The organism is Pulveribacter sp. (genome assembly GCF_032079985.1).
Classification (GTDB): domain Bacteria; phylum Pseudomonadota; class Gammaproteobacteria; order Burkholderiales; family Burkholderiaceae_C; genus Melaminivora.
Genome location: NZ_DAMATK010000007.1, coordinates 66,303 through 89,043 on the forward strand (window position 1 = coordinate 66,303; position 22,741 = coordinate 89,043).

At 70.2% G+C, this 22,741-nt stretch carries 25 protein-coding genes; 15 read left to right on the plus strand and 10 right to left on the minus strand.

Annotated elements, in window-relative coordinates; translation table 11 throughout:
* The first annotated feature begins 50 nt into the window (after positions 1-50).
* The 3 genes from dacB to RT282_RS15295 all read left to right on the plus strand — a co-directional run bounded on the left by dacB (position 51) and on the right by RT282_RS15295 (position 3,479).
* Positions 51-1,508, plus strand: a complete 1,458-nt coding sequence (dacB, locus tag RT282_RS15285; protein WP_313315662.1) for a D-alanyl-D-alanine carboxypeptidase/D-alanyl-D-alanine-endopeptidase — start codon at positions 51-53, stop codon at positions 1,506-1,508.
* 125 nt (positions 1,509-1,633) lie between these two features.
* Positions 1,634-2,767, plus strand: a complete 1,134-nt coding sequence (locus tag RT282_RS15290; protein WP_313315666.1) for an SGNH/GDSL hydrolase family protein — start codon at positions 1,634-1,636, stop codon at positions 2,765-2,767.
* A 37-nt stretch (positions 2,768-2,804) separates the two neighbouring features.
* Positions 2,805-3,479, plus strand: coding sequence for an OmpW/AlkL family protein (locus RT282_RS15295; protein WP_313315668.1), 675 nt, complete (start codon positions 2,805-2,807; stop codon positions 3,477-3,479).
* A gap of 98 nt (positions 3,480-3,577) precedes the next feature.
* Here RT282_RS15295 and RT282_RS15300 read toward each other — a convergent pair whose 3' ends face one another.
* The 4 genes from RT282_RS15300 to purE are packed head-to-tail and all read right to left on the minus strand — an operon-like array spanning position 3,578 to position 7,244.
* Positions 3,578-4,531, minus strand: coding sequence for an SGNH/GDSL hydrolase family protein (locus tag RT282_RS15300; RefSeq protein ID WP_313315671.1), 954 nt, complete (start codon positions 4,529-4,531; stop codon positions 3,578-3,580).
* 32 nt (positions 4,532-4,563) lie between these two features.
* Positions 4,564-5,565: an L-threonylcarbamoyladenylate synthase gene (locus tag RT282_RS15305; RefSeq protein WP_313315674.1), complete on the minus strand. Its 1,002-nt coding sequence runs from the start codon at positions 5,563-5,565 to the stop codon at positions 4,564-4,566.
* A gap of 15 nt (positions 5,566-5,580) precedes the next feature.
* Positions 5,581-6,750, minus strand: a complete 1,170-nt coding sequence (locus RT282_RS15310) for a 5-(carboxyamino)imidazole ribonucleotide synthase (RefSeq protein WP_313315675.1) — start codon at positions 6,748-6,750, stop codon at positions 5,581-5,583.
* Positions 6,747-7,244 carry a 5-(carboxyamino)imidazole ribonucleotide mutase gene (purE, locus tag RT282_RS15315; RefSeq protein ID WP_312302418.1) on the minus strand — a complete coding sequence of 166 codons (498 nt, stop codon included), beginning with the start codon at positions 7,242-7,244 and terminating at the stop codon, positions 6,747-6,749. The genes RT282_RS15310 and purE overlap by 4 nt, the downstream gene beginning before the upstream one ends.
* A 137-nt stretch (positions 7,245-7,381) precedes the next feature.
* Here purE and trxA point away from each other — a divergent pair, with 137 nt between their 5' ends.
* Together trxA and RT282_RS15325 are read left to right on the plus strand one after the other, a co-directional pair.
* Positions 7,382-8,290, plus strand: coding sequence for a thioredoxin (trxA, locus tag RT282_RS15320; protein WP_312302419.1), 909 nt, complete (start codon positions 7,382-7,384; stop codon positions 8,288-8,290).
* Between the two features lie 4 nt (positions 8,291-8,294).
* Entirely contained in the window at positions 8,295-9,122 is an 828-nt protein-coding gene (locus RT282_RS15325; RefSeq protein WP_313315678.1) for an META domain-containing protein, read from the plus strand.
* A 19-nt stretch (positions 9,123-9,141) separates the two neighbouring features.
* On the opposite strand, the gene RT282_RS15330 is transcribed toward RT282_RS15325, so the two are convergent.
* A complete protein-coding gene (locus RT282_RS15330) occupies positions 9,142-10,062 on the minus strand; it encodes a phosphoribosylaminoimidazolesuccinocarboxamide synthase (protein ID WP_313083683.1) in 921 nt (306 codons plus the stop codon).
* 337 nt (positions 10,063-10,399) lie between these two features.
* On the opposite strand from RT282_RS15330, the gene hpf reads away from it, so the two are divergent.
* The 3 genes from hpf (at position 10,400) to hprK (ending at position 12,351) form a co-directional block, all read left to right on the plus strand.
* Complete coding sequence (gene hpf / locus RT282_RS15335; protein ID WP_312302424.1) at positions 10,400-10,756, plus strand: ribosome hibernation-promoting factor, HPF/YfiA family; 357 nt, start codon at positions 10,400-10,402, stop codon at positions 10,754-10,756.
* Positions 10,757-10,879: 123 nt separating this feature from the next.
* Positions 10,880-11,365, plus strand: a complete 486-nt coding sequence (locus RT282_RS15340) for a PTS sugar transporter subunit IIA (protein ID WP_312302425.1) — start codon at positions 10,880-10,882, stop codon at positions 11,363-11,365.
* A gap of 32 nt (positions 11,366-11,397) precedes the next feature.
* Entirely contained in the window at positions 11,398-12,351 is a 954-nt protein-coding gene (gene hprK / locus RT282_RS15345; RefSeq protein ID WP_312302427.1) for an HPr(Ser) kinase/phosphatase, read from the plus strand.
* A gap of 4 nt (positions 12,352-12,355) precedes the next feature.
* Here the strand turns inward: hprK and fur are convergent, their stop codons facing one another.
* Positions 12,356-12,784: a ferric iron uptake transcriptional regulator gene (gene fur / locus RT282_RS15350; protein WP_312759637.1), complete on the minus strand. Its 429-nt coding sequence runs from the start codon at positions 12,782-12,784 to the stop codon at positions 12,356-12,358.
* Positions 12,785-12,889: 105 nt separating this feature from the next.
* Here fur and RT282_RS15355 point away from each other — a divergent pair, with 105 nt between their 5' ends.
* The 7 genes from RT282_RS15355 to holA all read left to right on the plus strand — a co-directional run bounded on the left by RT282_RS15355 (position 12,890) and on the right by holA (position 20,005).
* Positions 12,890-13,438 carry an outer membrane protein assembly factor BamE gene (locus RT282_RS15355; RefSeq protein WP_313315682.1) on the plus strand — a complete coding sequence of 183 codons (549 nt, stop codon included), beginning with the start codon at positions 12,890-12,892 and terminating at the stop codon, positions 13,436-13,438.
* A 40-nt stretch (positions 13,439-13,478) separates the two neighbouring features.
* Positions 13,479-14,318, plus strand: coding sequence for a 4-hydroxy-tetrahydrodipicolinate reductase (gene dapB, locus RT282_RS15360; RefSeq protein WP_313315684.1), 840 nt, complete (start codon positions 13,479-13,481; stop codon positions 14,316-14,318).
* A gap of 14 nt (positions 14,319-14,332) precedes the next feature.
* Positions 14,333-15,001: a MotA/TolQ/ExbB proton channel family protein gene (locus RT282_RS15365; RefSeq protein WP_313315686.1), complete on the plus strand. Its 669-nt coding sequence runs from the start codon at positions 14,333-14,335 to the stop codon at positions 14,999-15,001.
* 19 nt (positions 15,002-15,020) lie between these two features.
* Complete coding sequence (locus tag RT282_RS15370; RefSeq protein WP_313315688.1) at positions 15,021-15,467, plus strand: biopolymer transporter ExbD; 447 nt, start codon at positions 15,021-15,023, stop codon at positions 15,465-15,467.
* 163 nt (positions 15,468-15,630) lie between these two features.
* Positions 15,631-18,336, plus strand: a complete 2,706-nt coding sequence (gene leuS, locus RT282_RS15375; RefSeq protein ID WP_313315689.1) for a leucine--tRNA ligase — start codon at positions 15,631-15,633, stop codon at positions 18,334-18,336.
* A gap of 24 nt (positions 18,337-18,360) precedes the next feature.
* The gene (lptE, locus tag RT282_RS15380; RefSeq protein ID WP_312759653.1) at positions 18,361-18,864 is read left to right on the plus strand and encodes an LPS assembly lipoprotein LptE; all 504 of its coding nucleotides are present in this window, start codon (positions 18,361-18,363) and stop codon (positions 18,862-18,864) included.
* A 76-nt stretch (positions 18,865-18,940) separates the two neighbouring features.
* Positions 18,941-20,005: a DNA polymerase III subunit delta gene (gene holA, locus RT282_RS15385; RefSeq protein ID WP_313315691.1), complete on the plus strand. Its 1,065-nt coding sequence runs from the start codon at positions 18,941-18,943 to the stop codon at positions 20,003-20,005.
* 59 nt (positions 20,006-20,064) lie between these two features.
* Here holA and RT282_RS15390 read toward each other — a convergent pair whose 3' ends face one another.
* Genes RT282_RS15390 through phnC form a run of 4 tightly spaced genes read right to left on the minus strand, consistent with a single transcriptional unit; the run spans position 20,065 to position 22,738 of the window.
* Positions 20,065-20,352, minus strand: a complete 288-nt coding sequence (locus tag RT282_RS15390; RefSeq protein ID WP_313315693.1) for a hypothetical protein — start codon at positions 20,350-20,352, stop codon at positions 20,065-20,067.
* A 19-nt stretch (positions 20,353-20,371) separates the two neighbouring features.
* Positions 20,372-21,172 carry a phosphonate ABC transporter, permease protein PhnE gene (gene phnE, locus RT282_RS15395; RefSeq protein ID WP_313315695.1) on the minus strand — a complete coding sequence of 267 codons (801 nt, stop codon included), beginning with the start codon at positions 21,170-21,172 and terminating at the stop codon, positions 20,372-20,374.
* Positions 21,165-21,953, minus strand: a complete 789-nt coding sequence (gene phnE / locus RT282_RS15400; protein ID WP_313315698.1) for a phosphonate ABC transporter, permease protein PhnE — start codon at positions 21,951-21,953, stop codon at positions 21,165-21,167. The genes phnE (RT282_RS15395) and phnE (RT282_RS15400) overlap by 8 nt, the downstream gene beginning before the upstream one ends.
* Positions 21,950-22,738 (minus strand): phosphonate ABC transporter ATP-binding protein, encoded by a 789-nt coding sequence (gene phnC, locus RT282_RS15405; protein ID WP_313315700.1) that lies wholly within the window; start codon positions 22,736-22,738, stop codon positions 21,950-21,952. Before phnC ends, phnE (RT282_RS15400) begins: the two co-directional genes overlap by 4 nt.
* Positions 22,739-22,741: the final 3 nt, after the last annotated feature.

Here is a 22,741-nt window from a genome sequence, read left to right on the forward strand (position 1 = left end):
TCGGCGGGCGTGTCGGCGTGCGCGCTGCGGGGGCTCTAGACTTTGTGCGTATGCACGTGTCCCGTTTCCTGTCCGCGCGCCGGTCTCTCTGCCTTGTGGCCTGCGCGGCCGCCTTCCTGACCCCGGCCCTGGGCGCCCGCGAGGCGCAGCCTGCGGCCCAGCCGTTGCCCGCGGCGGTGGAGGCCGCGCTGCAGCGCGCCAAGGTGCCACGCGAGGCACTGGCTGCCGTGGTCATCGACGTGGAGGGCGCCAAGCCGCGCCTGTCCCTGCAGGGCGACGTGCCGGCCAACCCGGCGTCGGTCATGAAGCTGGTCACCACCTATGCGGCGCTGGAGATGCTGGGCCCAGCCTTCACCTGGGAAACGCCGGTGTACCTGGACGCCCAGCCCCAGGGCGGCAGCCTGCGCGGCAACGTCTACATCAAGGGCCAGGGCGACCCCCGGCTGGTGGTCGAGCGGCTGTGGCTGCTGATGCGCCGCCTGCGGGCGCAGGGCATCTCGGTGATCGTGGGCGACATCGTGCTGGACCGCAGCGCCTTCGCCGTGCCGGCGCACGACGCGGCGCTGTTCGACGGCGAGCCCTGGCGGCCCTACAACGTGGCGCCCGACGCGCTGCTGCTGAACTTCAAGTCGCTGACCCTCGGCTTCGTACCGGATGAGGCCGCCGGCGTGGCCCGCGTGAGCCACGAGCCGCCGCTGGCGCAGCTGGAGCTGCCGGACAGCGTGCCGCTGGCACCGGCCGGCACGGCCTGCGGCGACTGGCGCGCCGGGCTGCGCGCCGACTTCACCCAGGCCACCCGCGTGGCCCTGGCGGGCAGCTACCCGGCGGCCTGCGGCGAACGCCAGTGGAGCGTGGCGCCTGCCGACCCGCAGGGCTATGCCGCCCGCGCCATCGAAGGCATGTGGCGCGAGCTGGGCGGCAAGCTCACGGGCCAGGTGCGAGACGGGCGGGTGCCGGCGGGCTTGGCGCCGGCGTTCTCCACCAGCTCGCCGGCGCTGGCCGAGGTCGTGCGCGACATCAACAAGTACAGCAACAACGTGATGACGCAGCAGCTGTTCCTGACGCTGGCGCTGCAGCGCACCGGCCAGGGTAGCCCGCAGGCCGCGCGCGACGTGCTGGGCCGCTGGTGGGACGAGCGTGTGGGCCTGCCCGGCACGCTGGTGGTGGACAACGGCGCCGGGCTGAGCCGCGAGGGGCGTATCAGCGCCCGGGCACTGGCGCGCATGCTGCGACTGGCCTGGGCCTCGCCGGTCATGCCCGAGTTCGTGTCCTCCATGCCCATCATGGGCGTGGACGGCACGCTGCGCCGGCGTCCAGGCCAGGCCTCGGGCACGGCGCACCTGAAGACCGGCACGCTGCGCGACGTGACGGCCATCGCCGGCTATGTGCTGGGCGCCAGCGGGCGGCGCCATGTGCTGGTGGCCATCGTCAACCACCCGAACGCTCCGGCGGCGCGTCCGGCGCTGGACGCGCTGGTGGACTGGGCGCGGCGCGACACGGAAAAATAAGGCGGCAAGCGGCCGTTTTTGGTGTTTTCCCGCTCCTGAGGGTTGCCGCGGGGCAGTATTATTTGGTGAAATAAACGAACGTTCGTGCTATTTTGCAAAAACAAACTTCCTCACAGGAGCATCTGATGAAATTTCGCATGCACTGGGCGGCCGCTGCCGCTGCCGCTACTTTGCTGGTCGCCTGTGGCGGCGGCGGTGCCGACACCACGCCTGTCGCGCAGGTAACGTCCGTCAAGGTGGCGGGCGACAGCCTGGCCGACAGCGGCACCTTTGGCATCAAGTTCACCGTGCAGGGCACCGCGGCCACGGGCGCGGGCTCCACGCCCATCTGGCCCGAGCGCGTGGCCACCAGCTACGGCCAGACGCTGTGCCCGCACTACGACCTGACCAGTGGCGCCGTCAACACCCGCGCCAGCTGCACCAACTACGCCGTGGGTGGCGGTGCCATCAACTACTTCAAGTCGCCCAATGCGCCGCAGTCCATCACGCGCCAGCTGGCCGACATGGGTGCGGCCGGCTACGGCGCTGGCGACCTGGTGCTGGTCGACGGTGGCGGCAACGATGCCGCGGACCTGATCGGCGCCTACCTGGGTGCGCCCAGGGATGGCGGAGCCGCCTACGCGGTGCTGCTGGGCACGGTGCTGGACGCGGCCACCGTGCAGCAGCTGCTGGCCGGCGGCGCCGCGGGCCTGGCGCAGGCGGGCGGGGCCTACATGCAGGCGCTGGCCGTGCGCTTTGCCGGCGCCATCAAGGCCCAGGCACTGGACAAGGGTGCGCCGCGCGTGGCCGTGCTGAACATGCCCGGCGTGACGCTGACGCCCAAGTTCCGCATGGTGCTGGCCTCCGTCGCCCAGGCCAATGGCCAGCCTGCCGCGGCCCAGGCCGAGAAGCTGTTCGACGGCTGGGTGCAGGCCTTCAACGCCAAGCTGGCCGAGCAGTTCGCCGGCGACAAGCGCGTGGCCGTGGTGGACTTTTATGCCTCCTTCAAGGACCAGTCCGAGCACCCCGCGCAGTACTCCTACGACAACGTGACCACGCCCGCGTGCCCGATCACCGGTGTGGACGGCAGCGGCCTGCCCACCTACACCTTCCCGACCTGCACGGCGGCTGCCCTGTCGGCCAACCCGCCGGCCGGCGCCACCGGGCCGGGCTGGTGGGAGCACTATGCCTTCTCCGACTCCTTCCACCCCACGCCGTATGCGCACCAGCTCATGGGCCAGCTCGTTTCGCGCTCGCTGTCACAGGCCGGCTGGCTGTGATGCTCTGACCTGACCCTCCAAGCAAGGCAAACTTTTTATGACCAAGCAACTTCTGCAGGCCGGCTGCGCGCTGGCCCTGCTGGCGGCTTTCGGCACCGTCCAGGCCCAGGTGGCCGGCACCTGGAGCGTGCGCGTGGGTGCCACGCGCATCATGCCGCAGACCCAAAGCGGCGACCTTTCCGAGCCCAGCTTTCCCGGTACCAAGGTAGACGTGGGCAGCGCCAACGCCCTGACCGGCGGCATCAACTACATGCTGACCGACCACTGGGCGCTGGACCTGCCCCTGGGCCTGCCCTTCAAGCACTCGTTCTATGGCGACGGCGCCATCGACGGCGTAGGCAAGCTGGGCCAGACCAAGGTGGTGCCCGCCACGCTGTTTGCGCAGTACCGCTTCGGCGAGCCGACCGCCGCCTTCCGCCCCTATGTGGGCCTGGGCGTGACCTACAGCAAGTTCTTCAAGAACCGCAGCACGGCGGCGCTGACGGGAGTGACGGGCGGCACGCCCGCCAACCCGACCACGGCGAGCATCGACAACAAGTTCGGCCTGACGCCCCAGGTGGGCTTCGTGTGGAACTTCAGCGAGCGCATGTTCCTGGACGTGGCGTACTACAAGAGCTTCCTGAAGACCACCGCGCACCTGTCCAGCGGCCAGAGCATCGACATGCGCCTGAACCCCAACGTGGTGGCGATCGGGGTGGGCTGGCGCTTCTGACCGGTTTTTTCATTACTCCAAGGCTTGAAAGGCCGGCTCCCTTGCGGGGCCGGCCTCTTTTTTTGGGGTCAGTCAGCGCGGCCCTTGCGGGCCTGGGCTTACCAACGCTGGCGCACGCGGTCGTAGGCGTAGTTGCCCAGCTGGCGCTGCGCGGACGGTGCCAGGTAGACCTTGTCGGCGAAGACGTAGCGATCGACGTTGGCGCCCGCGAGCAGGGTGCTGGAGGTGCACAGGGCCGAGTTGACCTCGCCCGCGCCGATGCCGATGCCCGGCCCCGGGTCCACCGAGGTGCACACGGGCCGTTCGCTGTCTTCGAAACCGTAGGAGCCGGGCGAGCCCTCGAACACGTTCACGTAGTAGGCCGCGTCGATGTACAGGACGTTCTTGCCCATGTCCTCGATGGCCACCAGCAGCGCCTGATTGAAGGCGCGGCTGGCGCGGCCGATCAGGTCTTCCTGGCCGATGGCCTTGGCCCAGGGCGAGCGGCTCAGGTCGTAGCTGCCGGTCATCAGCACGTACTTGGCGCCCGAGTCGACCAGGCGGTGCGCCTGCGCGGCCAGGTCCAGGCCGGCCTGGCGGGCATTGGCCACGTACTGTTCCTCGGTCTGCGTGCCGGCGCGCACGGCGGCCATGCCGGCGACGATGTCGGACACCCCGGCGCTCAGCAGCACCAGGTCCTTGTCGCCGAAGCGGTGCGTGGCCAGGAACTGGTCGATCTGCTGCGTCACCGTGGGCGTGGCGGCGTTGCCGGCCGCGTCCGGCGTGGCCGCGACGCGGGCATTGCCCTGCGCATAGGCCAGCCCGCCGCTGGCCGCGGGCGTCAGCGTGCGCTCGTAGTGCTCGGCCACCTGCAGCGTCCAGTTGTTCACGCTGCCGTCATTGACGGTGTAGCGCGAGCCGGTCTGGCCCACGTCGGCCAGGCCGTCGCCAAAGGAAATCAGGCGCTCGGGCGTGAGCGCCGACTCGGTGGAACTGGAGCCGCAGGCCGCCAGCAGGGCCGCCGAAGCGCAGGCCGCTGCCAGCAGGGTGCGACGCATCCAATGTGCTGCCATGGAGTTTTCTCCGAAAAAAAGTGGAACAGAGTTTAAGGGGCGGCCGCAGCCGCGCGGGCGAGGCGGTCGCGCACCCCTTCCCATTCGGGGGTGTCGGGGGGCGTTTCCACCCAGATCAGGCGCACGCCGGCGTCGTCGAAGCCGCGCAGCGCGGCGAACAGCTCGCGCGCGGCCAGGGCCGCGTCCTGCGGCATCGGGCGCAGCAGCACGCGGCGCGAGGGCGTGCGCAGCGGGGCGCGGGCGTAGACGGCCAGGTGGGCGGCGTCCGCGCCCAGCACGTCCAGGCCGGCCTGCAGCTGGCGCGCGTCCATCAGGCGCACCGGGGCGCTCGGGGCGTAATGTGCCAAAAGCGTGCCTGAGGCCCGTGGGGTATGCGCTGGCAGCTCATCTTTCGATAGCGGATGCAGGCCGCAGGCGCGCTCGATGGCGTCGCGCGAGATGCGGCCCGGGCGCAGCAGCACGGGCACGCCGCGGGTGCAGTCCACGATGGTTGATTCGATGCCCACTTCGCAGGGTCCGCCATCCAGCACCAGCAGCCCGGCGCCGAACTCATCGGCCACGTGGGCAGCGGTGGTGGGGCTGACACGGCCAAAACGGTTGGCGCTGGGCGCGGCCAGGCCGTGGATGGGCGCGGGCAGCTGGGCGCAGGCGGCCAGCACGGCCTGCGCCGCCGGGTGCGCCGGGCAGCGCAGGCCCACGCTGGCCTGGCCGCCGGCCGCGGCCGCTGCGCGTGCGGGCAGGCGCGGCAGGATCAGGGTGAGCGGGCCGGGCCAGAAGGCGTCGATCAGCGCTTGAGCGAACAGCGGCACCTCGCGGGCGTAGTGCGGCACGGCGGCGCTGCCGGCCACGTGCACGATCAGCGGGTGATCGGCCGGGCGGCCCTTGGCGGCGAAGATGCGCGCCACGGCCTCGGCGTTGTCGGCATCGGCGGCCAGGCCGTACACGGTCTCGGTGGGCAGGCCCAGCAGCTCGCCCCGGGCCAGGGCCTGCGCGGCAGCCTGCGGGGCGGTGGGGTCGGCAGCGTCCAGGATCACGATGGGCGGGCCGGTTTAAAAGGGCGCGATGCCCAGCAGCGCCGCCGCCTGCAGCGCCGTGGCGCGGGCGGCCTCCGGGCTGGCGGCGGTGACGTTCAGGTGGCCCATCTTGCGCCCGGGCTTCGGGCTGGCCTTGCCGTACAGGTGCAGGTGGCAGCCGGGCAGGCGCAGCACCTGGTCCCAGGGCGGCGTGACGGCGGCGCCGTCCGGGCCGCGCAGCCACAGGTCGCCCAGCAGGTTCAGCATGCAGCTTGCGCTGTGCTGGCGCGGCTGCGTGAGCGGCAGGCCGGCCATGCAGCGCACCTGCAGCTCGAACTGCGAGACGTCGGCGCCGTTCTGGCTCCAGTGGCCGCTGTTGTGCGGGCGCGGTGCCATTTCGTTGACGACCAGGCCGTCGCCTTCCAGCACGAAGAACTCGACGCACAGCACGCCCACGTAGTCCAGCCCTTGCGCTATGGATTTCGCAGCTGCCAGCGCTTGTCCAGCAAGGTGCGGAGGCACATTTCCTTCAAAAACCTCGGTCACGGCCAGGATGCCGCCCCGGTGTAGGTTGCGCTGCACCGGCAGGTGGACGATCGCGCCGTCCGCGCCGCGGGCGACGATGACCGAGCATTCCTGCGCCAGCGGCAGCATCTTTTCCAACACGCAGGGCACGCGGCCCAGCTGCTGCCAGGCGGTGGCCAGTTCGCCCGGCGTGGCCACGCGCACCTGGCCCTTGCCGTCGTAGCCCAGCCGGGCGGTCTTCAGGATGCCCGGCAGCAGCTTGCCGGCGTCGACGGCGGCCAGGGCCGCCTCGCCGTCGATCACGGCGTGCGGCGCCACGGGCACGCCGCAGCGCACGAAGTGGGCCTTCTCCGCCGCCCGGTCCTGGGCCACGGCCACGGCGGCGGCCGCTGGCGACACCGGCAGGCTGCGCGCCAGCGTCTGCAGCGCGGCGGCGGGCACGTTCTCGAATTCGGTGGTCACTGCCGCGCAAGTGGCGGCCAGCGTGGCCAGGCCCTGCGGGTCGTCGTAGGCGGTGCGGATGTGCTGGTGGCTGACCAGGCCGGCGGGACTTTCAGGGTCGGCGTCCAGCACCGCGGTGGCGTAGCCCATGGCCTGGGCGGCGTGGGCGAACATGCGCCCCAGCTGCCCGCCGCCCAGCACGCCCAGCGTGGCGCCGGGCAGGATGGGAGCGCCGCTCATGGCGCCACCGGCGGCAGCTGCATGGCCCGCGCGGCGGCCGTCTGCTCGGCGCGGAAGGCCGTGAGGCGATCGCGCAGGCCCGCGTCCTCATTGGCCAGCAGCGCCACGGCGAACAGGGCCGCGTTGGCCGCGCCGGCCGCGCCGATGGCGAAGGTCGCCACCGGTACGCCCTTGGGCATCTGCACGATGGAGTGCAGCGAGTCCACGCCCTGCAAATGCCGGCTGGCCACCGGCACGCCCAGCACCGGCACCACGGTCTTGGCGGCGATCATGCCCGGCAGGTGGGCCGCGCCGCCGGCGCCGGCGATGATGGCCTTCAGGCCCCGGCCGGCCGCGGCTTCAGCGTAGGCGAACATGTCGTCGGGCATGCGGTGGGCCGAGACCACGCGCGCCTCGTGGCGAATGCCGAACTGCTCGAGGATGGCCACTGCGTGCTGCATGGTCTCCCAGTCGCTGGAAGAACCCATGACCACACCGATCTGAATGGTTTGCATGACGTGAAAAGGCGCAGGCTGACAGCGCGCGCCGGGCTGAAACCGCACGATTTTAGGCGGGGCGGTGCAATGCCAGACAATCGGCTGCTCAACCCCACCCGCGCGCCCGGCGCGCCCACTCACAGGGTCACGAGAACATGATGGATGTCACCGTAGAAAATTTTGAAGCCGAAGTCATCGCTGCGTCGATGCAGGTGCCCGTGCTGGTCGATTTCTGGGCGCCCTGGTGCGGCCCGTGCAAGACGCTCGGGCCTTTGCTCGAGAAGCTGGAGACCGAGTACGACGGGCGCTTCAAGCTGGTCAAGATCGATTCGGACCAGCAGCAGCAACTGGCCGCCATGTTCGGCATCCGCAGCATTCCCACCTGCATCCTGATGATGGACGGCCAGCCGGTGGACGGTTTCATGGGCGCCCAGCCCGAGGGCCAGCTGCGCGCCTTCCTGGACAAGCACCTGCCCAGCCTGGAAGAGCTGGCCGGCCAGGCGCAGGAAGAAGCCGCCCACGAGGCCCTGGAGAGCGGCGACACCGAGGGCGCGCTGGAGCAACTGCAGCACGCCGTGGCCACCGACCCGGCCAACGACGAGGCGCGCTTCGACTACGTGCGCCTGCTGCTGCAGATGGGCCGCGAGGACGACGCCAAGGTCGCCTTCGCCCCGGTCATCGCCAAGGCCGAGGGCGTGCAGCGCCTGGGCGCCCTGAAGGTCTGGTTGGATGCTCTTGATTTCGTAGCTGCTGGCGCTTATGGGACGGGCGCTGAGGCCGAATTTGACGCAAAAATTGCGGCCAACCGCCGCGACTTCGACGCGCGCTTTGCCCGCGCCCGCTGGCTGATCGCCCAGCAGCGCTGGACGGACGCCATGGACGAGCTGCTGGAGATCCTGATGCGCGACAAGGCCTGGGAGAACGGCGCCGCGCGCAAGGCCTACGTGGCCGTGCTGGAGATCATCGAGCCGCCCAAGCCCAAGGTGGCCGAGGGCCAGATCCCACCCGAGGACCCGGTGGTGGCCAGCTACCGCCGCCGCCTGTCCAGCGTGGTGCTCAGCTGACCCCATGGTTCGCCGCGCTGCCGGGGCGCTGGCAGCGGCTGCGCTGCTGCTGGCCGGCTGCGCCAGCGCGCCGCCACCGCCCGATGCGCTGATCACCGGCACGGCCATCTCGCGCGAGCGCCTGTACGTGCCGCCCGAAGCGGCCTTCGAGGCCGCGCTGGTGGACGTGACGCGCGTTGGGGAGCCGCCGCTGGTGCTGGCACGCCAGCGCATCGGCGACGCGGGCGGGCCGCCCTACGCGCTGCGCCTGCCCTACCACCAGGCCGACATCCGCCCCGGCGGCCGCTACGAGGTGCGCGCCGCCACTACTTGGCAGGGCCGGCTGTGGCTGGACACGCCGGGCGTGCACCCGGTGCTGCTGAGCCCGCAGTTCCGCCACGTGGACGTGATCCTGGCGCGCGTGCCGCAACTGCAGGCCACGCTGGATGCCGCCGTGCCGCTGCGCCAGACCTGGTGGCGCCTGGTGGAGCTGGTGGATGGCCCGCCCGTGGGCGAGCCGGCGCAAGGGGCGGCCCCGGCCCATCTGGTGCTGGAGCGCGAGGAGGCGCGCGTGGCGGGTTCGGGCGGCTGCAACCGCTTTGCCGGCCGCTTCGCGCTGGAGGGCGGGCGCCTGCGCTTCTTCGGCCTGGGCTCGTCGCTGCGCCTGTGCCTGGACGGCGGCGCCAGCGAGTTGGCCTATCTGCAGCAATTGGCCGTCGTCACTTCGTACCTGCAGGAAGGCCGCACGCTGGAGCTGCGTGGCGACAAGGGCCAGCCGCTGCTGCGCTTCGTCGCTGCCGAACGCGGCGAGCCCCGGCTGGAAGACGAAGAGCCGGAAATGCTGCCGCAGTAGGAGGGGAAAGAGGCGGCCTTCAGCCGGCCAGGCGCTGCAGCGCCTCGCGGTACTTGGCGGCGGTCTTCTCGACCACCTCGCGCGGCAGGCGCGGCGCCGGCGCCGTCTTGTCCCAGGGCTTGCCGCCCACCTGGGCCTGCTCCAGCCAGTCGCGCACGAACTGTTTGTCGTAGCTCGGCGGGTTCTCGCCGCGGGCCAGGGCATCGGCATAGCCTTCCATCGGCCAGTAGCGCGAGCTGTCGGGCGTCAGCACCTCGTCCATCAGCACCAGCCGGCCGGCGGCGTCCAGGCCGAACTCGAATTTGGTGTCGGCAATGATCATGCCCTTTTCCAGGGCGATGGCGGCGGCTGTCTCGTACAGCTGGATGGACACGTCGCGGATGCGGGTGGCCAGGTCCAGGCCGATCATCTCCACGGTGCGCTCGAAGGTGATGTTCTCGTCGTGCTCGCCCATGGCCGCCTTGGCGGCGGGCGTGTAGATGCTGTGCGGCAGCTTGGCCGCGTTGGTCAGACCCTCCGGCAGCGGCACGCCGCAGACCGAGCGCGACTCCTGGTACTCCTTCCAGCCGCTGCCGGCCAGGTAGCCGCGCACCACCGCCTCCACGGGGATGGGCTTGAGGCGCTGCACCAGCATGGAGCGGCCGCGCACCTGGGGCGCTTCCTCGGGCGTGACCACGCTTTCGGGGCTCTCGCCCGTCAGGTGGTTGGGCACGACGTGGCCCAGCTTGTCGAACCAGAACAGTGCCATCTGCGTCAGCAGCTCGCCCTTGCCGGGGATGGGCTCGCCCATGATCACGTCGAAGGCCGAGAGCCGGTCGCTGGCCACCATCAGGATGCGGTCCTCGCCCACGGCGTAGTTGTCGCGCACCTTGCCGCGCGCCAGCAGGGGCAGCGAGGTCAGGGCCGAGGTATGCAGGGCGGGGGCTGAGGGCTGGGTCATGGCTTGGGGCGGGCAGGAGCTGGCCGGCGTGCGGCGCAGCGGGGCGGTCAAAAAGGGGAGGGGATGGGCGCCTGCAAGGCGGCGCGCGATTTTAGCGAGCGGCCTGCGCGCGGGGCCAGCGGGGCTAACCGAACGATTGTGCAGCCTTTCCCCGGCTTTGACATCTCCCTGCCTTATTCCTTGCGTAGCACCCGGCAATCGGTTTGCCTTTGCCCGGCCGCGCGCGCATAGTGGACTCAGATCTGGATGCATTCAAGTTCGCCAGCCGCACCGCCAGCCTGCAACGGGTTTGCCGGGCGGCGTTCTTCAACTGTGTAAGTCGCAGGAGGTTTCTTTTATGAACTTGACGATCAGCGGTCATCACCTGGAAGTGACCCCCGCCTTGCGTGCCTACGTGGTCACCAAACTCGATCGCATCACGCGCCATTTCGACCAGGTGGTCGATGTCAAGGTGCTCCTCACCGTGGAAAAGCAGAAGGAAAAGGACCGGCGCCAGCGCGCCGAATGCACGCTGCGCGTCAAGGGCAGCGACCTGTTCGTGGAAAGCAGCGACGCCGACCTGTATGCCGCCGTGGACGAGCTCATGGACAAGCTCGACCGCATGGTGGTGCGCTACAAGGACCGCATGCAGGACCATCAGGCCGGCGTGCGCCGCGCCACCCTGCAGGCCGCCGGCGCCAGCGCTGCCGCCTGATCTGCTTCGTGCATCGCCTGCCGCACGTAGGCGCATCGACCGCCCTAAGGGGCGGTTTTTTGTTGCCGTTGGATACACTCCAAGGGTTTTCGCCAGGGGGTGCATAATCCTCGCTCACTCACCATGAATCGACTTGCTTCCATACTCCCCGCCGCCCATGTGCTCGTGGGCGTCGATGCCACCAGCAAAAAGCGTGCATTCGAAGAGGCGGGGCTGCTGTTTGAAAGCCAGCATGGCCTGTCCCGGGCGCTGATCACGGACAGCCTGTTTGCGCGCGAACGGCTGGGCTCCACGGGCCTGGGCCACGGCGTGGCAATCCCGCACGGACGCATCAAGGGCCTGAAGTCGCCCATGGCCGCGGTGTTCCAGCTGGCGCAGCCCATCGGCTTCGACGCACCGGACGAGCAGCCCGTGGCGCTCCTGATCTTCCTGCTGGTGCCCGAGGCGGCCACGCAAAAGCACCTGGAAATCCTCTCCGAGATCGCCGAGCTGCTGAGCGACAGCGCCCTGCGCGAGCGCCTGAAGTCCTGCCAGGAGGCGGACCAGCTGCACGGCATGATCGCCCACTGGCAGTCCGCGCAGTCGCCCCTGCCGCGCGACGGCGCTTGAAGCGCGGATCACCGCCTTAAGCGCCCGCCGCCGTGAAGCCCAACGTCGTCAGCGCAGACGTCCTGTTCGAGGAGTTCCGCGGCCTGCTCAAATGGCAGTGGATCGCTGGCCTGGGCGCATCGGAGCGCCGTTTTGCCGAGGTGGCAGTGCGCGCCGCCCGCTCCAGCGCCGACCTGGTCGGCTACCTGAACTACATCCACCCCTATCGCGCGCAGATCCTGGGCGAGCGCGAGATCGCCTACCTGTCCAACGCCACGCACGAGGACTGCCAGCGGCGCATCGCGCGCATCGTCACGCTGGAGCCGCCGGTGTTGATCCTGGCCGACGGCCAGGAGGCGCCCGAGGAGCTGCTGTCCATGTGCGAGCGGGCGCAGATCCCGCTCTTTGCCACGCGCGACTCCGCGGCCTTCGTCATCGACGTGCTGCGCACCTATCTGTCCAAGCACTTCGCCGACCGCACCACCATGCACGGCGTGTTCATGGACATCCTGGGCCTGGGTGTGCTGATCACGGGCGAATCCGGCCTGGGCAAGAGCGAACTGGGGCTGGAGCTGATCTCGCGCGGCAACGGCCTAGTGGCCGACGACGCGGTGGACCTGTACCGCATCAACCAGACCACCGTCGAGGGCAAGTGTCCCGAGCTGCTGCAGAACCTGCTGGAGGTGCGCGGCATAGGCCTGTTGGACATCCGCGCCATCTTTGGCGAATCGGCCGTGCGCCGGCGCATGCGCCTGAAGCTCATCGTGCACCTGGTGCGCAAGGAAACGCTGGAGCGCGACTACGAGCGCCTGCCCTACGAGCCGCTCACGCAGGACGTGCTGGGCGTGCCGGTGCTGAAAGTGGTGATCCAGGTGGTGGCCGGGCGCAACATCGCCGTGCTGGTGGAGGCCGCCGTGCGCAACACCATCCTGCAGCTGCGCGGCATCGACACCTACCAGGAATTCATCGAGCGCCATCGCCGCGCGATGGAGCGCGGCGGCACCTGAGGCGTCAGGCGCCCGCGGCCTTGGCCGCGCAGGCAGCACACTGGCCGTACAGCGACATGGCGTGGTCGTGCACCACCCAGCCCTTTTGCTGGGCGATCAGCGCCTGGCGCTTTTCGATCTCGGGGTCGTAGAACTCCTCGACCCGCCCGCACGCGGTGCAGATGAAGTGGTCGTGGTGCTGGCCCTCGTTGAGCTCGTAAACCGCCTTGCCGCCCTCGAAGTTGCTGCGGATCAGGATGCCGGCCTGCTCGAACTGGGTCAGCACGCGGTAGACGGTGGCCAGGCCGATGTCCGAACGCTCGTCCAGCAGCACGCGGAACACGTCTTCCGCTGTCATGTGGCGCTGGGCGCCGCTTTGGAAGATTTCGAGGATTTTCAGGCGCGGCAGGGTGGCCTTCAGGCCGGTGCTCTTGAGTTCCTCGATGTTCTTCATGTCAAGCCCCCTGGGTATGCCAGTCGTGTGCCGGATGGCTGCGCGTCAAGGCCCGAAAAATCCTGCCGCTACAATGATTCGGATCATAGCCTTATGCCTGTTCCCATGTCTTCTGCCGCCCTTTGGCTCGCCCGCTGGGGCGCTCTCGTCGTGTTTGGTGCCGGGCTGGCCGGCTGCTCCGGCACGGCCCATCGCGTGGCCAACGCGGTGACCCCCTACCGCATCGACGTGGTGCAGGGCAACTTCATTTCCAGCGAACAGGTTGACGCGCTGCGGCCCGGCATGGGTCGCCAGCAGGTGCGCGAAATCCTGGGTACGCCCTTGATGACCAGCGTGTTCCACGCCGACCGTTGGGAATACGTCTTCACCCTGAAGCGCCCGGGCCTGGAGGTGCAGTCGCGCCGCCTCACAGTGTTCTTCAAGGACGGGGTGCTGGAGCGCACCGAGGGCGACGAGATGCCCAGCGAGGCCGAGTTCGTCGCCTCGCTGTCGTCCAAGGTGACCAAGCCCAAGGTGCCGCAGCTGGAGGCCACCGAGGCGCAGCTGGAGCGCTTCCCGGCCAAGCCTGCCACTGCGCCGGCACTGGACGCCCAGCCGCCCGAGCCGGCAGCGCCCGCCACGCAGTACCCGCCGCTGGAGTCGCCGCGCCGCTGAGCGCCGCGCGCTCCCCGCCCCCTCCCGCCTCGCTGCCGACATGACCGCTGCTGCTGTTGCTTCTTCTTCCTCCGCTCCCCGCCGCGTGGCCGTGGCGGGCGCCTCCGGCCGCATGGGCCGCATGCTGATCGAGGCCATTGCCGCCAGCGGCGACCTGGTGCTGGCGGGCGCCCTGGACCAGCCGGGCAGTCCCGGCATCGGCCAGGACGCCATGGCCTTCCTGGGCCGCGCCAGCGGCGTGGCCATCACCAGCGACCTGCGCACGGGCCTGGCCGGCGCCGACGTGCTGATCGACTTCACGCGCCCCGAGGGCACGCTGGCCCACGCCGCCGCCTGCGCCGAGGCCGGCGTGCAGCTGGTCATCGGCACCACCGGCTTTTCCGACGCACAAAAGCAGCAGCTGCAGGCCCAGGCGCAGCGTGTGGCCATGGTGCTGGCGCCCAACATGAGCGTGGGCGTGAACGTCACGCTCAAGCTGCTGCAGCTGGCCGCGCGCTCGCTGGATGACAGCTACGACATCGAGATCATCGAGGCCCACCACCGCCACAAGGTGGACGCGCCCTCGGGCACGGCGCTGAAGATGGGCGAGGTCATCGCCCAGGCGCAGGGCACGCAGCTGGCCGATCGCGCCGTGTACGAGCGCTATGGCCACACCGGCGAGCGCAAGGCCGGCTCCATCGGCTTTGCCACCGTGCGCGGCGGCGACATCGTGGGCGACCACACGGTGCTGTTCGCCGGCACCGGCGAGCGCGTGGAGATCACGCACAAGTCGAGCAGCCGCGCCGGCTATGCCCAGGGCAGCCTGCGCGCCGTGCGCTTCCTGGCCGGCCAGCGCACGGGCATGTTCGACATGTTCGACGTGCTGAATCTGCGCGACTGAACGCCAGCAACCCCATGGACGGCCTGCAGTGGTGGCGCCAGGGCGATGCGGTGACGCAGGCCACGGCGCTGCTGCTGCTGGCCATGTCGGTGGCCAGCTGGGTCGCCATCCTCTGGAAGCTGTACCTGACGGCGCGCGCCCGCGCCGACGTGCCGCGCGCGGCCGCCGCCTTCTGGCAGGCCGGCGCTCTGGACGAGGCGTCCGCCCGCTTGGCGCCTTTCGACCGCGCGGCGCTGGTGCTGCCGCTGGTGCAGGCTGCGGTGCAAGCAACCCAGCCGGCTGCCCGCAGCGCCGCCCTGGCCGGGCAGGGCGGACTGGAGCAGCGCCTGACGCGCAGCCTGCGCGGCGCCCTGCACGGCGTGCTGGCGCGGCTGCAGTGGGGCCAGGTGCTGCTGGCGACCGTGGGCTCCACGGCCCCTTTCGTCGGGCTGCTGGGAACCGTCTGGGGCATCCACCATGCGCTGCAGGCGCTGGCCGGCAGCCAGCAGATCACCATCGAGCGCCTGGCCGGCCCGGTGGGCGAGGCGCTGGTCATGACCGCTGCCGGCCTGGCCGTGGCCATCCCCGCCGTGCTGGCCTACAACTGGTTTGGCCGCTCCATTGCCACCATCGAGGCCGAGCTGGAGGGCTTTGCCCGCGACCTGCGCGCCCTGCTGCTGGGCAGTGGCGGCGCGGCGGACTGACGCACGAGTGAGCGGCACCATGGCATTCGGCCGCCTCGAACGCCCCCGCGCCAGCGCTCCCATGAGCGACATCAACGTCACGCCCCTGGTGGACGTGATGCTGGTGCTGGTGGTGATCTTCATCCTGTCGGCGCCGCTGCTGGCCAGCAGCATCCGGCTGCAGCTGCCGAGGGCCGACGGCGCCCAGGCCGCGGGTAGCGCCGCCCGGCCGTTGAGTGTGATGCTGGACGCCGCCGGCCAGGCCTACGTGCAGGACCAGCCGGTGGCCGACGCCGCCCTGGCCGATCGCCTGCGCGAGCTGGCCGCGCGCCAGCCGGATGCGGAAATCGCCCTGCGCGCCGACACCGCCGTGCCCTACGGCCGGGTGGTGCAGGTCATGGGCGCGGCGCACGCGGCCGGGCTGACGCGCATCGGCTTTGTGACGGAACCGGTGGCGCTACCAAATAAAGAGCTGCCTGCGCACTGAGTACGGGCGTTTGCGGTTGTTTTGAGGCTGAAATCCTCACCCAATCAGCGGCAGCAGCTATTGTTTTTGAAGACCGCCCCTCGCGGGGCATGGGCCTAGAATCGGGCACGACAGCGTCGCCGCGGGCCTGCCCGGCGCACGGATTTTTCTCTTCCCCCCAGCCATGCAAGACAAGTACAACCCCGCCGAGGTGGAGCGCGCCGCGCACGCCCACTGGAACGCACGCGACGCCTACCGCGTGACCGAGGACGCCTCCAAACCCAAGTTCTACGCCTGCTCCATGCTGCCGTACCCCAGCGGCAAGCTGCACATGGGCCACGTGCGCAACTACACCATCAACGACATGCTCACGCGCCAGCTGCGCATGCAGGGCTACAACGTGCTGATGCCCATGGGCTGGGATGCCTTCGGCCTGCCGGCGGAGAACGCGGCGCTGAAGAACAAGGTGCCGCCCGCCCAGTGGACCTGGGACAACATCGCCTACATGAAGCGCCAGATGCAGGCCATGGGCCTGGCCATCGACTGGAGCCGCGAGGTCGCCACGTGCGACCCGCAGTACTACAAGTGGAACCAGTGGCTGTTCTTGAAGATGCTGGACAAGGGCATCGCCTACCGCAAGACCCAGGTCGTCAACTGGGACCCGGTGGACCAGACCGTGCTGGCCAACGAGCAGGTCATCGACGGGCGCGGCTGGCGCACCGGCGCGCTGGTGGAAAAGCGCGAGATCCCTGGCTACTACCTGAAGATCACCGACTACGCCCAGGAGCTGCTGGACCACGTGCAGCTGGGCGGCGAGAAGGCCACGCTCACCGGTTGGCCCGACAAGGTGCGGCTGATGCAGGAAAACTGGATCGGCAAATCCAGCGGCGTGCGCTTTGCCTTCACGCATGACATCGCAGGCGAGGGCGGCGCGCTGATCGGCGATGGCCGCATGTACGTCTTCACCACGCGCGCCGACACCATCATGGGCGTCACCTTCTGCGCCGTGGCGCCGGAGCACCCCCTGGCCCAGCACGCAGCCAGCACCAACCCGCAGCTGGCCGCCTTCATCGAAGAATGCAAGAAGGGCGGCACGACCGAGGCCGAGCTGGCCGCGCGCGAGAAGGCCGGCATGCCCACCGGCCTGTCGGTGGCGCACCCGCTCACTGGCGAGCAGATCCCCGTGTGGGTGGGCAACTACGTGCTCATGGGCTACGGCGACGGCGCCGTCATGGGCGTGCCGGCGCACGACGAGCGCGACTTCGCCTTCGCGCTGAAGTACGGCCTGCCCATCAAGCAGGTCATCCTGGTCGACGGCGAGGAGTTCGACTTCCAGCGCTGGCAGGACTGGTATGGCGACAAGGAGCGCGCCGTCACCGTCAACTCCGACAACTTCAGCGGCCTGTCCCACAAGGACGCCGTGGCCGCCGTGGCCCATGCGCTGCAGCAAAAGGGCCTGGGCGAGCTCAAGACCACCTGGCGCCTGCGCGACTGGGGCGTGTCGCGCCAGCGCTACTGGGGCACGCCGATCCCCATCATCCACTGCGCCGACTGCGGACCCCAGCCCGTGCCCGAGAAAGACCTGCCCGTGGTGCTGCCCGAAGGCCTGGTGCCGGACGGCTCGGGCAACCCGCTGGTGCACAGCGAGGCCTTCCACGCCGGCGTGACCTGCCCGTGCTGCGGCAAGGCCGCGCGGCGCGAGACGGACACCATGGACACCTTCGTGGACTCGTCCTGGTACTTCATGCGCTACTGCGACGCGACCAACCACGAAAAGATGGTCGACGGCGGCACCGACTACTGGATGCCGATGGACCAGTACATCGGCGGCATCGAGCACGCCATCCTGCACCTGCTGTACGCGCGCTTCTGGACCAAGGTCATGCGCGACCTGGGGCTGGTCAAGGTGGACGAGCCCTTCACCAAACTGCTCACCCAGGGCATGGTGCTCAACCACATCTACAGCCGCCGCACGGCGCGCGGCGGCAAGGAATACTTCTGGCCGCACGACGTGGAGCACGTGCTGGATGCGGACGGCAAGGTCATCGGCGCGCAGCTGAAGAACGCCGTGGACAGCGCCGACGGCCTGCTGCCCGTGGGCACGCCCATCGACTACGAGGGCGTGGGCACCATGTCCAAGTCCAAGAACAACGGCGTGGACCCGCAGGACCTGATCGAGCGCTACGGCGCCGACACCGCGCGGCTGTACACCATGTTCACCGCGCCGCCCGAGCTGACGCTGGAATGGAACGACGCCGCGGTGGAGGGCAGCCACCGCTTCCTGCGCCGGGTCTGGAACTTCGGCGTGAAGCTGGCCGCCATCGACAAGGCCGCGGCCCAGGCCAGCGTGGCCGGTGCCGCCAGCCTGGCCGACGTGGCCTTCGGTTCGGCCGCGCGGGCGCTGCGCCTGGAGATCCACACGGTGCTCAAGCAGGTGCACTACGACTACCAGCGCATGCAGTACAACACCGTGGTCTCCGGTGCCATGAAGATGATCAACGCGCTGGAGCACTTCAGCGCGCACGACGAGCCCGGCGCCCAGGTGGCGCTGATCGAGGGCTTCTCCATCCTGCTGCGCGTGCTGTACCCGGCCACGCCGCACATCACCCACGCGCTGTGGAGCGAGCTGGGCTACGCCGCCGAGCTGGGCGACCTGCTGGACGCGCCCTGGCCCAAGGTGGACCCGTCCGCCCTGGTGCAGGACGAGCTGGAGCTGGTGCTGCAGATCAACGGCAAGCTGCGCGGCGCCGTGCGCGTGCCCTCCAGCGCCGACAAGACCGCCATCGAGGCGGCGGCCCTGGCCAGCGAGGAATTCGCCAAGTTCGCCGAAGGCCGCGCGCCCAAGAAGGTCGTGGTCGTGCCCGGCCGTCTCGTCAACGTCGTGGTCTGACCGGCCGCAGGACTGCCCGCCATGATGCACAAGCGCACCCTTCTCGCCCTGCTGGCCACTGCGCCGCTGGCCGCCTGCGGTTTTCGCCTGCGCGGCGTGCCGCAGTTCGGCTTCTCGTCGCTGTACGTGCAGGCGCCGGCCGCCTCGCCCCTGGCGCGCGAGCTGCGCCGCACCCTGGCCGGCGCCGGCGGCGACCTGACCGTGCTGACCGAGCCGCAGCAGCTGCCCCAGGCCCAGGCCGTGCTGGAGATCCTGGCCGAGCAGCAGGAGCGCGTGGTCGTCGGCCAGAACGCCTCCGGCCAGGTGCGCGAGCTGCAGCTGCGCCTGCGCGTGCGCTTTCGCCTGCGCGGGCAGGACGGGCAAGAGTGGATCGCCCCGTCCGAGATCGTGCAGCAGCGCGACATCAGCTACAACGAGACCATCGCCCTGTCCAAGGAAGGCGAGGAGGCGCTCTTGTTTCGCAACATGCAGACCGACGTGGTGCAGCAGCTGCTGCGCCGCCTGGCGGCGGCCAAGGTGCCGCGTTGACTATGCTTTTTTTAGCTGCCAGCGCTTGCTCCATAAGCGCTGGAGGCCGATTTGGCTGTAAGGCGGCAGGGCGGCCATGCAGCTAGCCCTGCCCCAGTTGGCCGCCCACCTGGCCAAGAGCGTGCAGCCGCTGTACGTGCTGCACGGCGACGAGCCGCTCCTGCAGCAGGAGGCGCTGGACGCCATCCGCGCCGCCGCCCGCGCGGCCGGCTATACCGAGCGAAGCAGCTTCACCGTCGCCGGCGCCCACTTCGACTGGAGCGCCGTGCTGGCCGCCGGCGGCTCGCTGTCGCTGTTTGCCGACCGGCAGATCGTGGAGATCCGCATCCCCACGGGCAAGCCCGGCAAGGACGGATCAAACGCGCTGCAGCAGATCGCCGAGGCCGCGCGCGGCAATGACGGCGTGCTCACCGTGGTCACCCTGCCGCGCCTGGACAAGCCCACGCGCAGCAGCGCCTGGTTCGGCGCGCTGGAAGGGGGCGGCGTGGCCGTGCAGATCGACCCCGTGGAGCGCGCCCAGCTGCCCGCCTGGATCGCCCAGCGCCTGGCCGCCCAGGGCCAGCGCGTGGCCGGCGGCGAGGCCGGCCAGCGCACGCTGCAGTTCTTCGCCGACCGGGTAGAGGGCAACCTGCTGGCCGCGCACCAGGAGATCAGCAAACTGGCCCTGCTGCACCCCGCGGGCGAGCTGCCCGAAGGCGCCGTGGAGTCCGCCGTGCTGAACGTGGCGCGCTACGACGTCTTCAAGCTGAGCGAGGCCGTGCTGTCCGGCCAGGCCCTGCGCGTGCAGCGCATGCTCGACGGCCTGCAGGCCGAAGGCGCGGCCCCGGTGCTGGTGCACTGGACGCTGGCCGAGGACATCCGCGCCCTGAAACGCACCCGCGACGCGCTAAATGCAGGCAAACCCCTCCCCGTGGCGCTGCGCGAAAACCGCGTTTGGGGCCCGCGCGAGCGGCTGTTCGCCGCCATCCTGGAGCGCGCCAGCGACGCCGCCCTGTCGCGCCTGCTGCAGTCCGCGCACACGGTGGACGGCATCGTCAAGGGCCTGCGCGCACCCGACTGGCCGCAGGACGCCTGGCAGGCCTTGCAGCGCCTGGCGCAGCAGGTGTGCTGGGTGGCGGGGGTCGCGCCGAAAAGAGCATGAAAAAGGCCCCCAGCCCTCGCGGGACAAGCGCTGGAAGCTATCAATAAAGAAGCGAACAGTCAGCCGGCGGCCAGCGCCGCCTGCGCCTTGTCCGCCCACTGTCCCAGCCCGTCCACCAGCGCCTGGTGGCTGAAGGAGCAGCTCTCCTCGGTGAACAGCGCGCCGGCCTCCAGCCGGTCCAGCAGACCCAGCAGCACCTCGCCATAGCGCGGCGGCAGGGCTGCCAGCAGCACGCCGTGGCCGCGGGCGGCCTGGCTGAAGGCGTGGTTGGTGATGCGCATGTCGGCCAGCTGGCGCAGGTCGGCCTGGAAGTTGTGCAGTTGCTGCTGGGCGAGGGTGGCGGTCATCGGGCCAGTCTAGAGCACGCTAGAGCACGCGCTTGCGAATCTGCAGCACCACCACCTCGGCCAGCGCCACCACGGCGAAGATGGCGACCAGCACCAGGGCCACGCGGTTCCAGTGGAACAGGTCGATGGCGGTGTTCAGCACCACGCCGATGCCGCCCGCGCCAACCAGGCCGAGCACGCCCGACTCGCGCACGTTGATGTCCCAGCGCAGCAGCGCCACCGACCACAGCGCCGGCTTGATGTGCGGCCAGTGGCCGTACCACAGCTGCGCGAAGCGCGATGCGCCTGCGGCCTGCAGCGCCTCGATGGGGCCGCGCGGCGACTGCTCCAGCGCCTCGCCTACCAGCTTGCCCACGAAGCCCACCGAGCGCAGCGCGATCGCCAGCATGCCCGCCAACGGCCCGGGCCCGAAGATGGCCACGAACAGCAGCGCCCACACCAGCGAGTTGACCGAACGGCTGGCCACCAGCAGCACGCGGGCGGTGAAGTTCAGCCATCGGCTGTGCGTGACGTTGGAGGCCACCATCACCCCCAGCGGCAGGGCCAGCACCAGCGACAGCAGCGTGCCCAGGGTGGCCATGTGCAGGGTCTCCAACAGCGCGGCGTGCACGGCCTCGCGGTAGTAGCCCCAGTCCACGGGCCACATGCGGCCCAGCATGTCGGCCATCTGCTCGGGCGCGTCGTACAGGAATTCCGGGATGACCTCGACCGTGCGCGCGGCCTGCACGATGGCGGCCACGGTGAACAGCCACAGGGCGTAGCGCAGCAGGCGCTGGGCCGGGCCGTGGCGCTGCCATGCCAGGTGTTGCGGCTCAGACATCCAGCGCCTTTCGCACGGCGTTCACCGCTAGTTCTCCCACCACGATGATGGCGATGACGGTGGCCAGGATGGTGCACACGAAGCTGTATTCGTAGCGCAGGAAGGCGGCGAACAGCGCGCCGCCGATGCCGCCCGCGCCCACGATGCCGACCATGGTCGAGTTGCGCAGGTTGGAGTCCAGCTGGTAGGTGGAAAAGCCCACGAAGCGCGAGATGACCTGCGGCAGCACGCCGAACAGCACCACGTTGGCGAACGAGGCGCCGGTGGCGCGCATGGCTTCGATGGGCTTGGGCGAGATTTCCTCGATCGCGTCGGCGAACAGCTTGCCGACGAAGCCCACGGTGGCCACCACCAGCGCCAGGATGCCCGCCAGCGGCCCGAAGCCCACGGCCTTCACGAACAGGATGGCGCTGATCACCGGGTGCAGCGCGCGGCAGGCGGCGATCAGCGCGCGCCCGGCCATGCGCAGCGGCGCCGGCGACAGGTTGGCCGCGGCGAGCAGTCCCACCGGCAGGCTCAGCAGCAGGCCGAGCGCGGTGGCCAGCACGGCGATCTGCAGGGTTTCCTTGATGCCCTGCCACAGCTCGTCCATCTTGCCCAGCTCGGGCGGGAACATGCGCGCCAGAAACCGGCCTCCCTGCTCCCAGCCGGCGGCCAAGCGCGCGGGCGAGACCTCCATGCCTGCCAGGCTCCAGGCGCCGTAGGCCAGCGCGGCGGCCAGCGCCGCCTTGTGTGCCAGGCTCCAGCCGAACGGCTGCCGGGCGTTGCCGGTCTGTTTCATGGCAGCCACCCCTGGCCGCCGTAGATGGACTGCAGCTGCTCGTCGCCCAGGCCGCCGGGCGCGCCGTCGTAGACCACGCGCCCGCCGGTCATGCCGATGATGCGGTCGCAGTAGCGGCGCGCCAGCTCCACGTCGTGGATGTTCACCACCACCGGAATGCCGCGCTGCACGCCCTGATCGCGCAGCAGCTGGATGATCTCCACCGAAGTTTTCGGGTCCAGCGACGAGGTCGGCTCGTCGGCCAGCAGCACCGAGGGTTGCTGCATCAGCGCCCGGGCGATGCCCACGCGCTGGCGCTGCCCGCCGCTCAGGGCGTCGGCGCGCTGGCCGGCGAAGGCGGCCAGGCCGACGGTCTGCAGCAGCGTCTGGGCGCGCTCGACGTCGGCAGCATCGAACTTGCGCTGCCATGCGCGCCAGGCCGAGAGATAGCCCAGCCGGCCGGTGAGCACGTTCTCCATCACCGTCAGGCGCTCCACCAAGTTGTATTCCTGGAACACCATGCCGATGTGCCGGCGCGCGCGCCGCAGGGCGCGGCCCTGCAGCTGCGCCATGTCCACCTCTTCGCCGGCCAGGGTCAGCAGGATGCGTCCCGAGCTGGGGGCGGCCAGGCGGTTGATGCAACGGATCAGCGTGGACTTGCCGGTGCCCGAGGGGCCGATGATGCCGGTCAGCCCCGTGCCTTCAATGGCCAGGTCGATGCCCTTGAGCACGGGCACGCCGGGGCGGTATTCCTTGGTCAGACGCTCGATGCGCAGCGTGCCCGGGAGGGCTGCGGTGGCTTGCATGCT

What these genes read in the sequence shown, in the direction of transcription:
- RT282_RS15370 (WP_313315688.1), top strand. Translation starts at nt 15,021, where the DNA reads ATGGCATTCGGCCGCCTCGAACGCCCCCGCGCCAGCGCTCCCATGAGC.
- RT282_RS15290 (WP_313315666.1), top strand. Translation starts at nt 1,634, where the DNA reads ATGAAATTTCGCATGCACTGGGCGGCCGCTGCCGCTGCCGCTACTTTG.
- RT282_RS15300 (WP_313315671.1), bottom strand. Translation starts at nt 4,531, where the DNA reads ATGGCAGCACATTGGATGCGTCGCACCCTGCTGGCAGCGGCCTGCGCT.
- RT282_RS15355 (WP_313315682.1), top strand. Translation starts at nt 12,890, where the DNA reads ATGTCTTCTGCCGCCCTTTGGCTCGCCCGCTGGGGCGCTCTCGTCGTG.
- trxA (WP_312302419.1), top strand. Translation starts at nt 7,382, where the DNA reads ATGATGGATGTCACCGTAGAAAATTTTGAAGCCGAAGTCATCGCTGCG.
- holA (WP_313315691.1), top strand. Translation starts at nt 18,941, where the DNA reads ATGCAGCTAGCCCTGCCCCAGTTGGCCGCCCACCTGGCCAAGAGCGTG.
- hpf (WP_312302424.1), top strand. Translation starts at nt 10,400, where the DNA reads ATGAACTTGACGATCAGCGGTCATCACCTGGAAGTGACCCCCGCCTTG.
- lptE (WP_312759653.1), top strand. Translation starts at nt 18,361, where the DNA reads ATGCACAAGCGCACCCTTCTCGCCCTGCTGGCCACTGCGCCGCTGGCC.
- RT282_RS15295 (WP_313315668.1), top strand. Translation starts at nt 2,805, where the DNA reads ATGACCAAGCAACTTCTGCAGGCCGGCTGCGCGCTGGCCCTGCTGGCG.
- dapB (WP_313315684.1), top strand. Translation starts at nt 13,479, where the DNA reads ATGACCGCTGCTGCTGTTGCTTCTTCTTCCTCCGCTCCCCGCCGCGTG.
- purE (WP_312302418.1), bottom strand. Translation starts at nt 7,244, where the DNA reads ATGCAAACCATTCAGATCGGTGTGGTCATGGGTTCTTCCAGCGACTGG.
- leuS (WP_313315689.1), top strand. Translation starts at nt 15,631, where the DNA reads ATGCAAGACAAGTACAACCCCGCCGAGGTGGAGCGCGCCGCGCACGCC.
- phnC (WP_313315700.1), bottom strand. Translation starts at nt 22,738, where the DNA reads ATGCAAGCCACCGCAGCCCTCCCGGGCACGCTGCGCATCGAGCGTCTG.
- RT282_RS15390 (WP_313315693.1), bottom strand. Translation starts at nt 20,352, where the DNA reads ATGACCGCCACCCTCGCCCAGCAGCAACTGCACAACTTCCAGGCCGAC.
- RT282_RS15310 (WP_313315675.1), bottom strand. Translation starts at nt 6,750, where the DNA reads ATGAGCGGCGCTCCCATCCTGCCCGGCGCCACGCTGGGCGTGCTGGGC.
- RT282_RS15325 (WP_313315678.1), top strand. Translation starts at nt 8,295, where the DNA reads ATGGTTCGCCGCGCTGCCGGGGCGCTGGCAGCGGCTGCGCTGCTGCTG.
- dacB (WP_313315662.1), top strand. Translation starts at nt 51, where the DNA reads ATGCACGTGTCCCGTTTCCTGTCCGCGCGCCGGTCTCTCTGCCTTGTG.
- RT282_RS15365 (WP_313315686.1), top strand. Translation starts at nt 14,333, where the DNA reads ATGGACGGCCTGCAGTGGTGGCGCCAGGGCGATGCGGTGACGCAGGCC.
- phnE (WP_313315695.1), bottom strand. Translation starts at nt 21,172, where the DNA reads ATGTCTGAGCCGCAACACCTGGCATGGCAGCGCCACGGCCCGGCCCAG.
- RT282_RS15330 (WP_313083683.1), bottom strand. Translation starts at nt 10,062, where the DNA reads ATGACCCAGCCCTCAGCCCCCGCCCTGCATACCTCGGCCCTGACCTCG.
- phnE (WP_313315698.1), bottom strand. Translation starts at nt 21,953, where the DNA reads ATGAAACAGACCGGCAACGCCCGGCAGCCGTTCGGCTGGAGCCTGGCA.
- fur (WP_312759637.1), bottom strand. Translation starts at nt 12,784, where the DNA reads ATGAAGAACATCGAGGAACTCAAGAGCACCGGCCTGAAGGCCACCCTG.
- RT282_RS15340 (WP_312302425.1), top strand. Translation starts at nt 10,880, where the DNA reads ATGAATCGACTTGCTTCCATACTCCCCGCCGCCCATGTGCTCGTGGGC.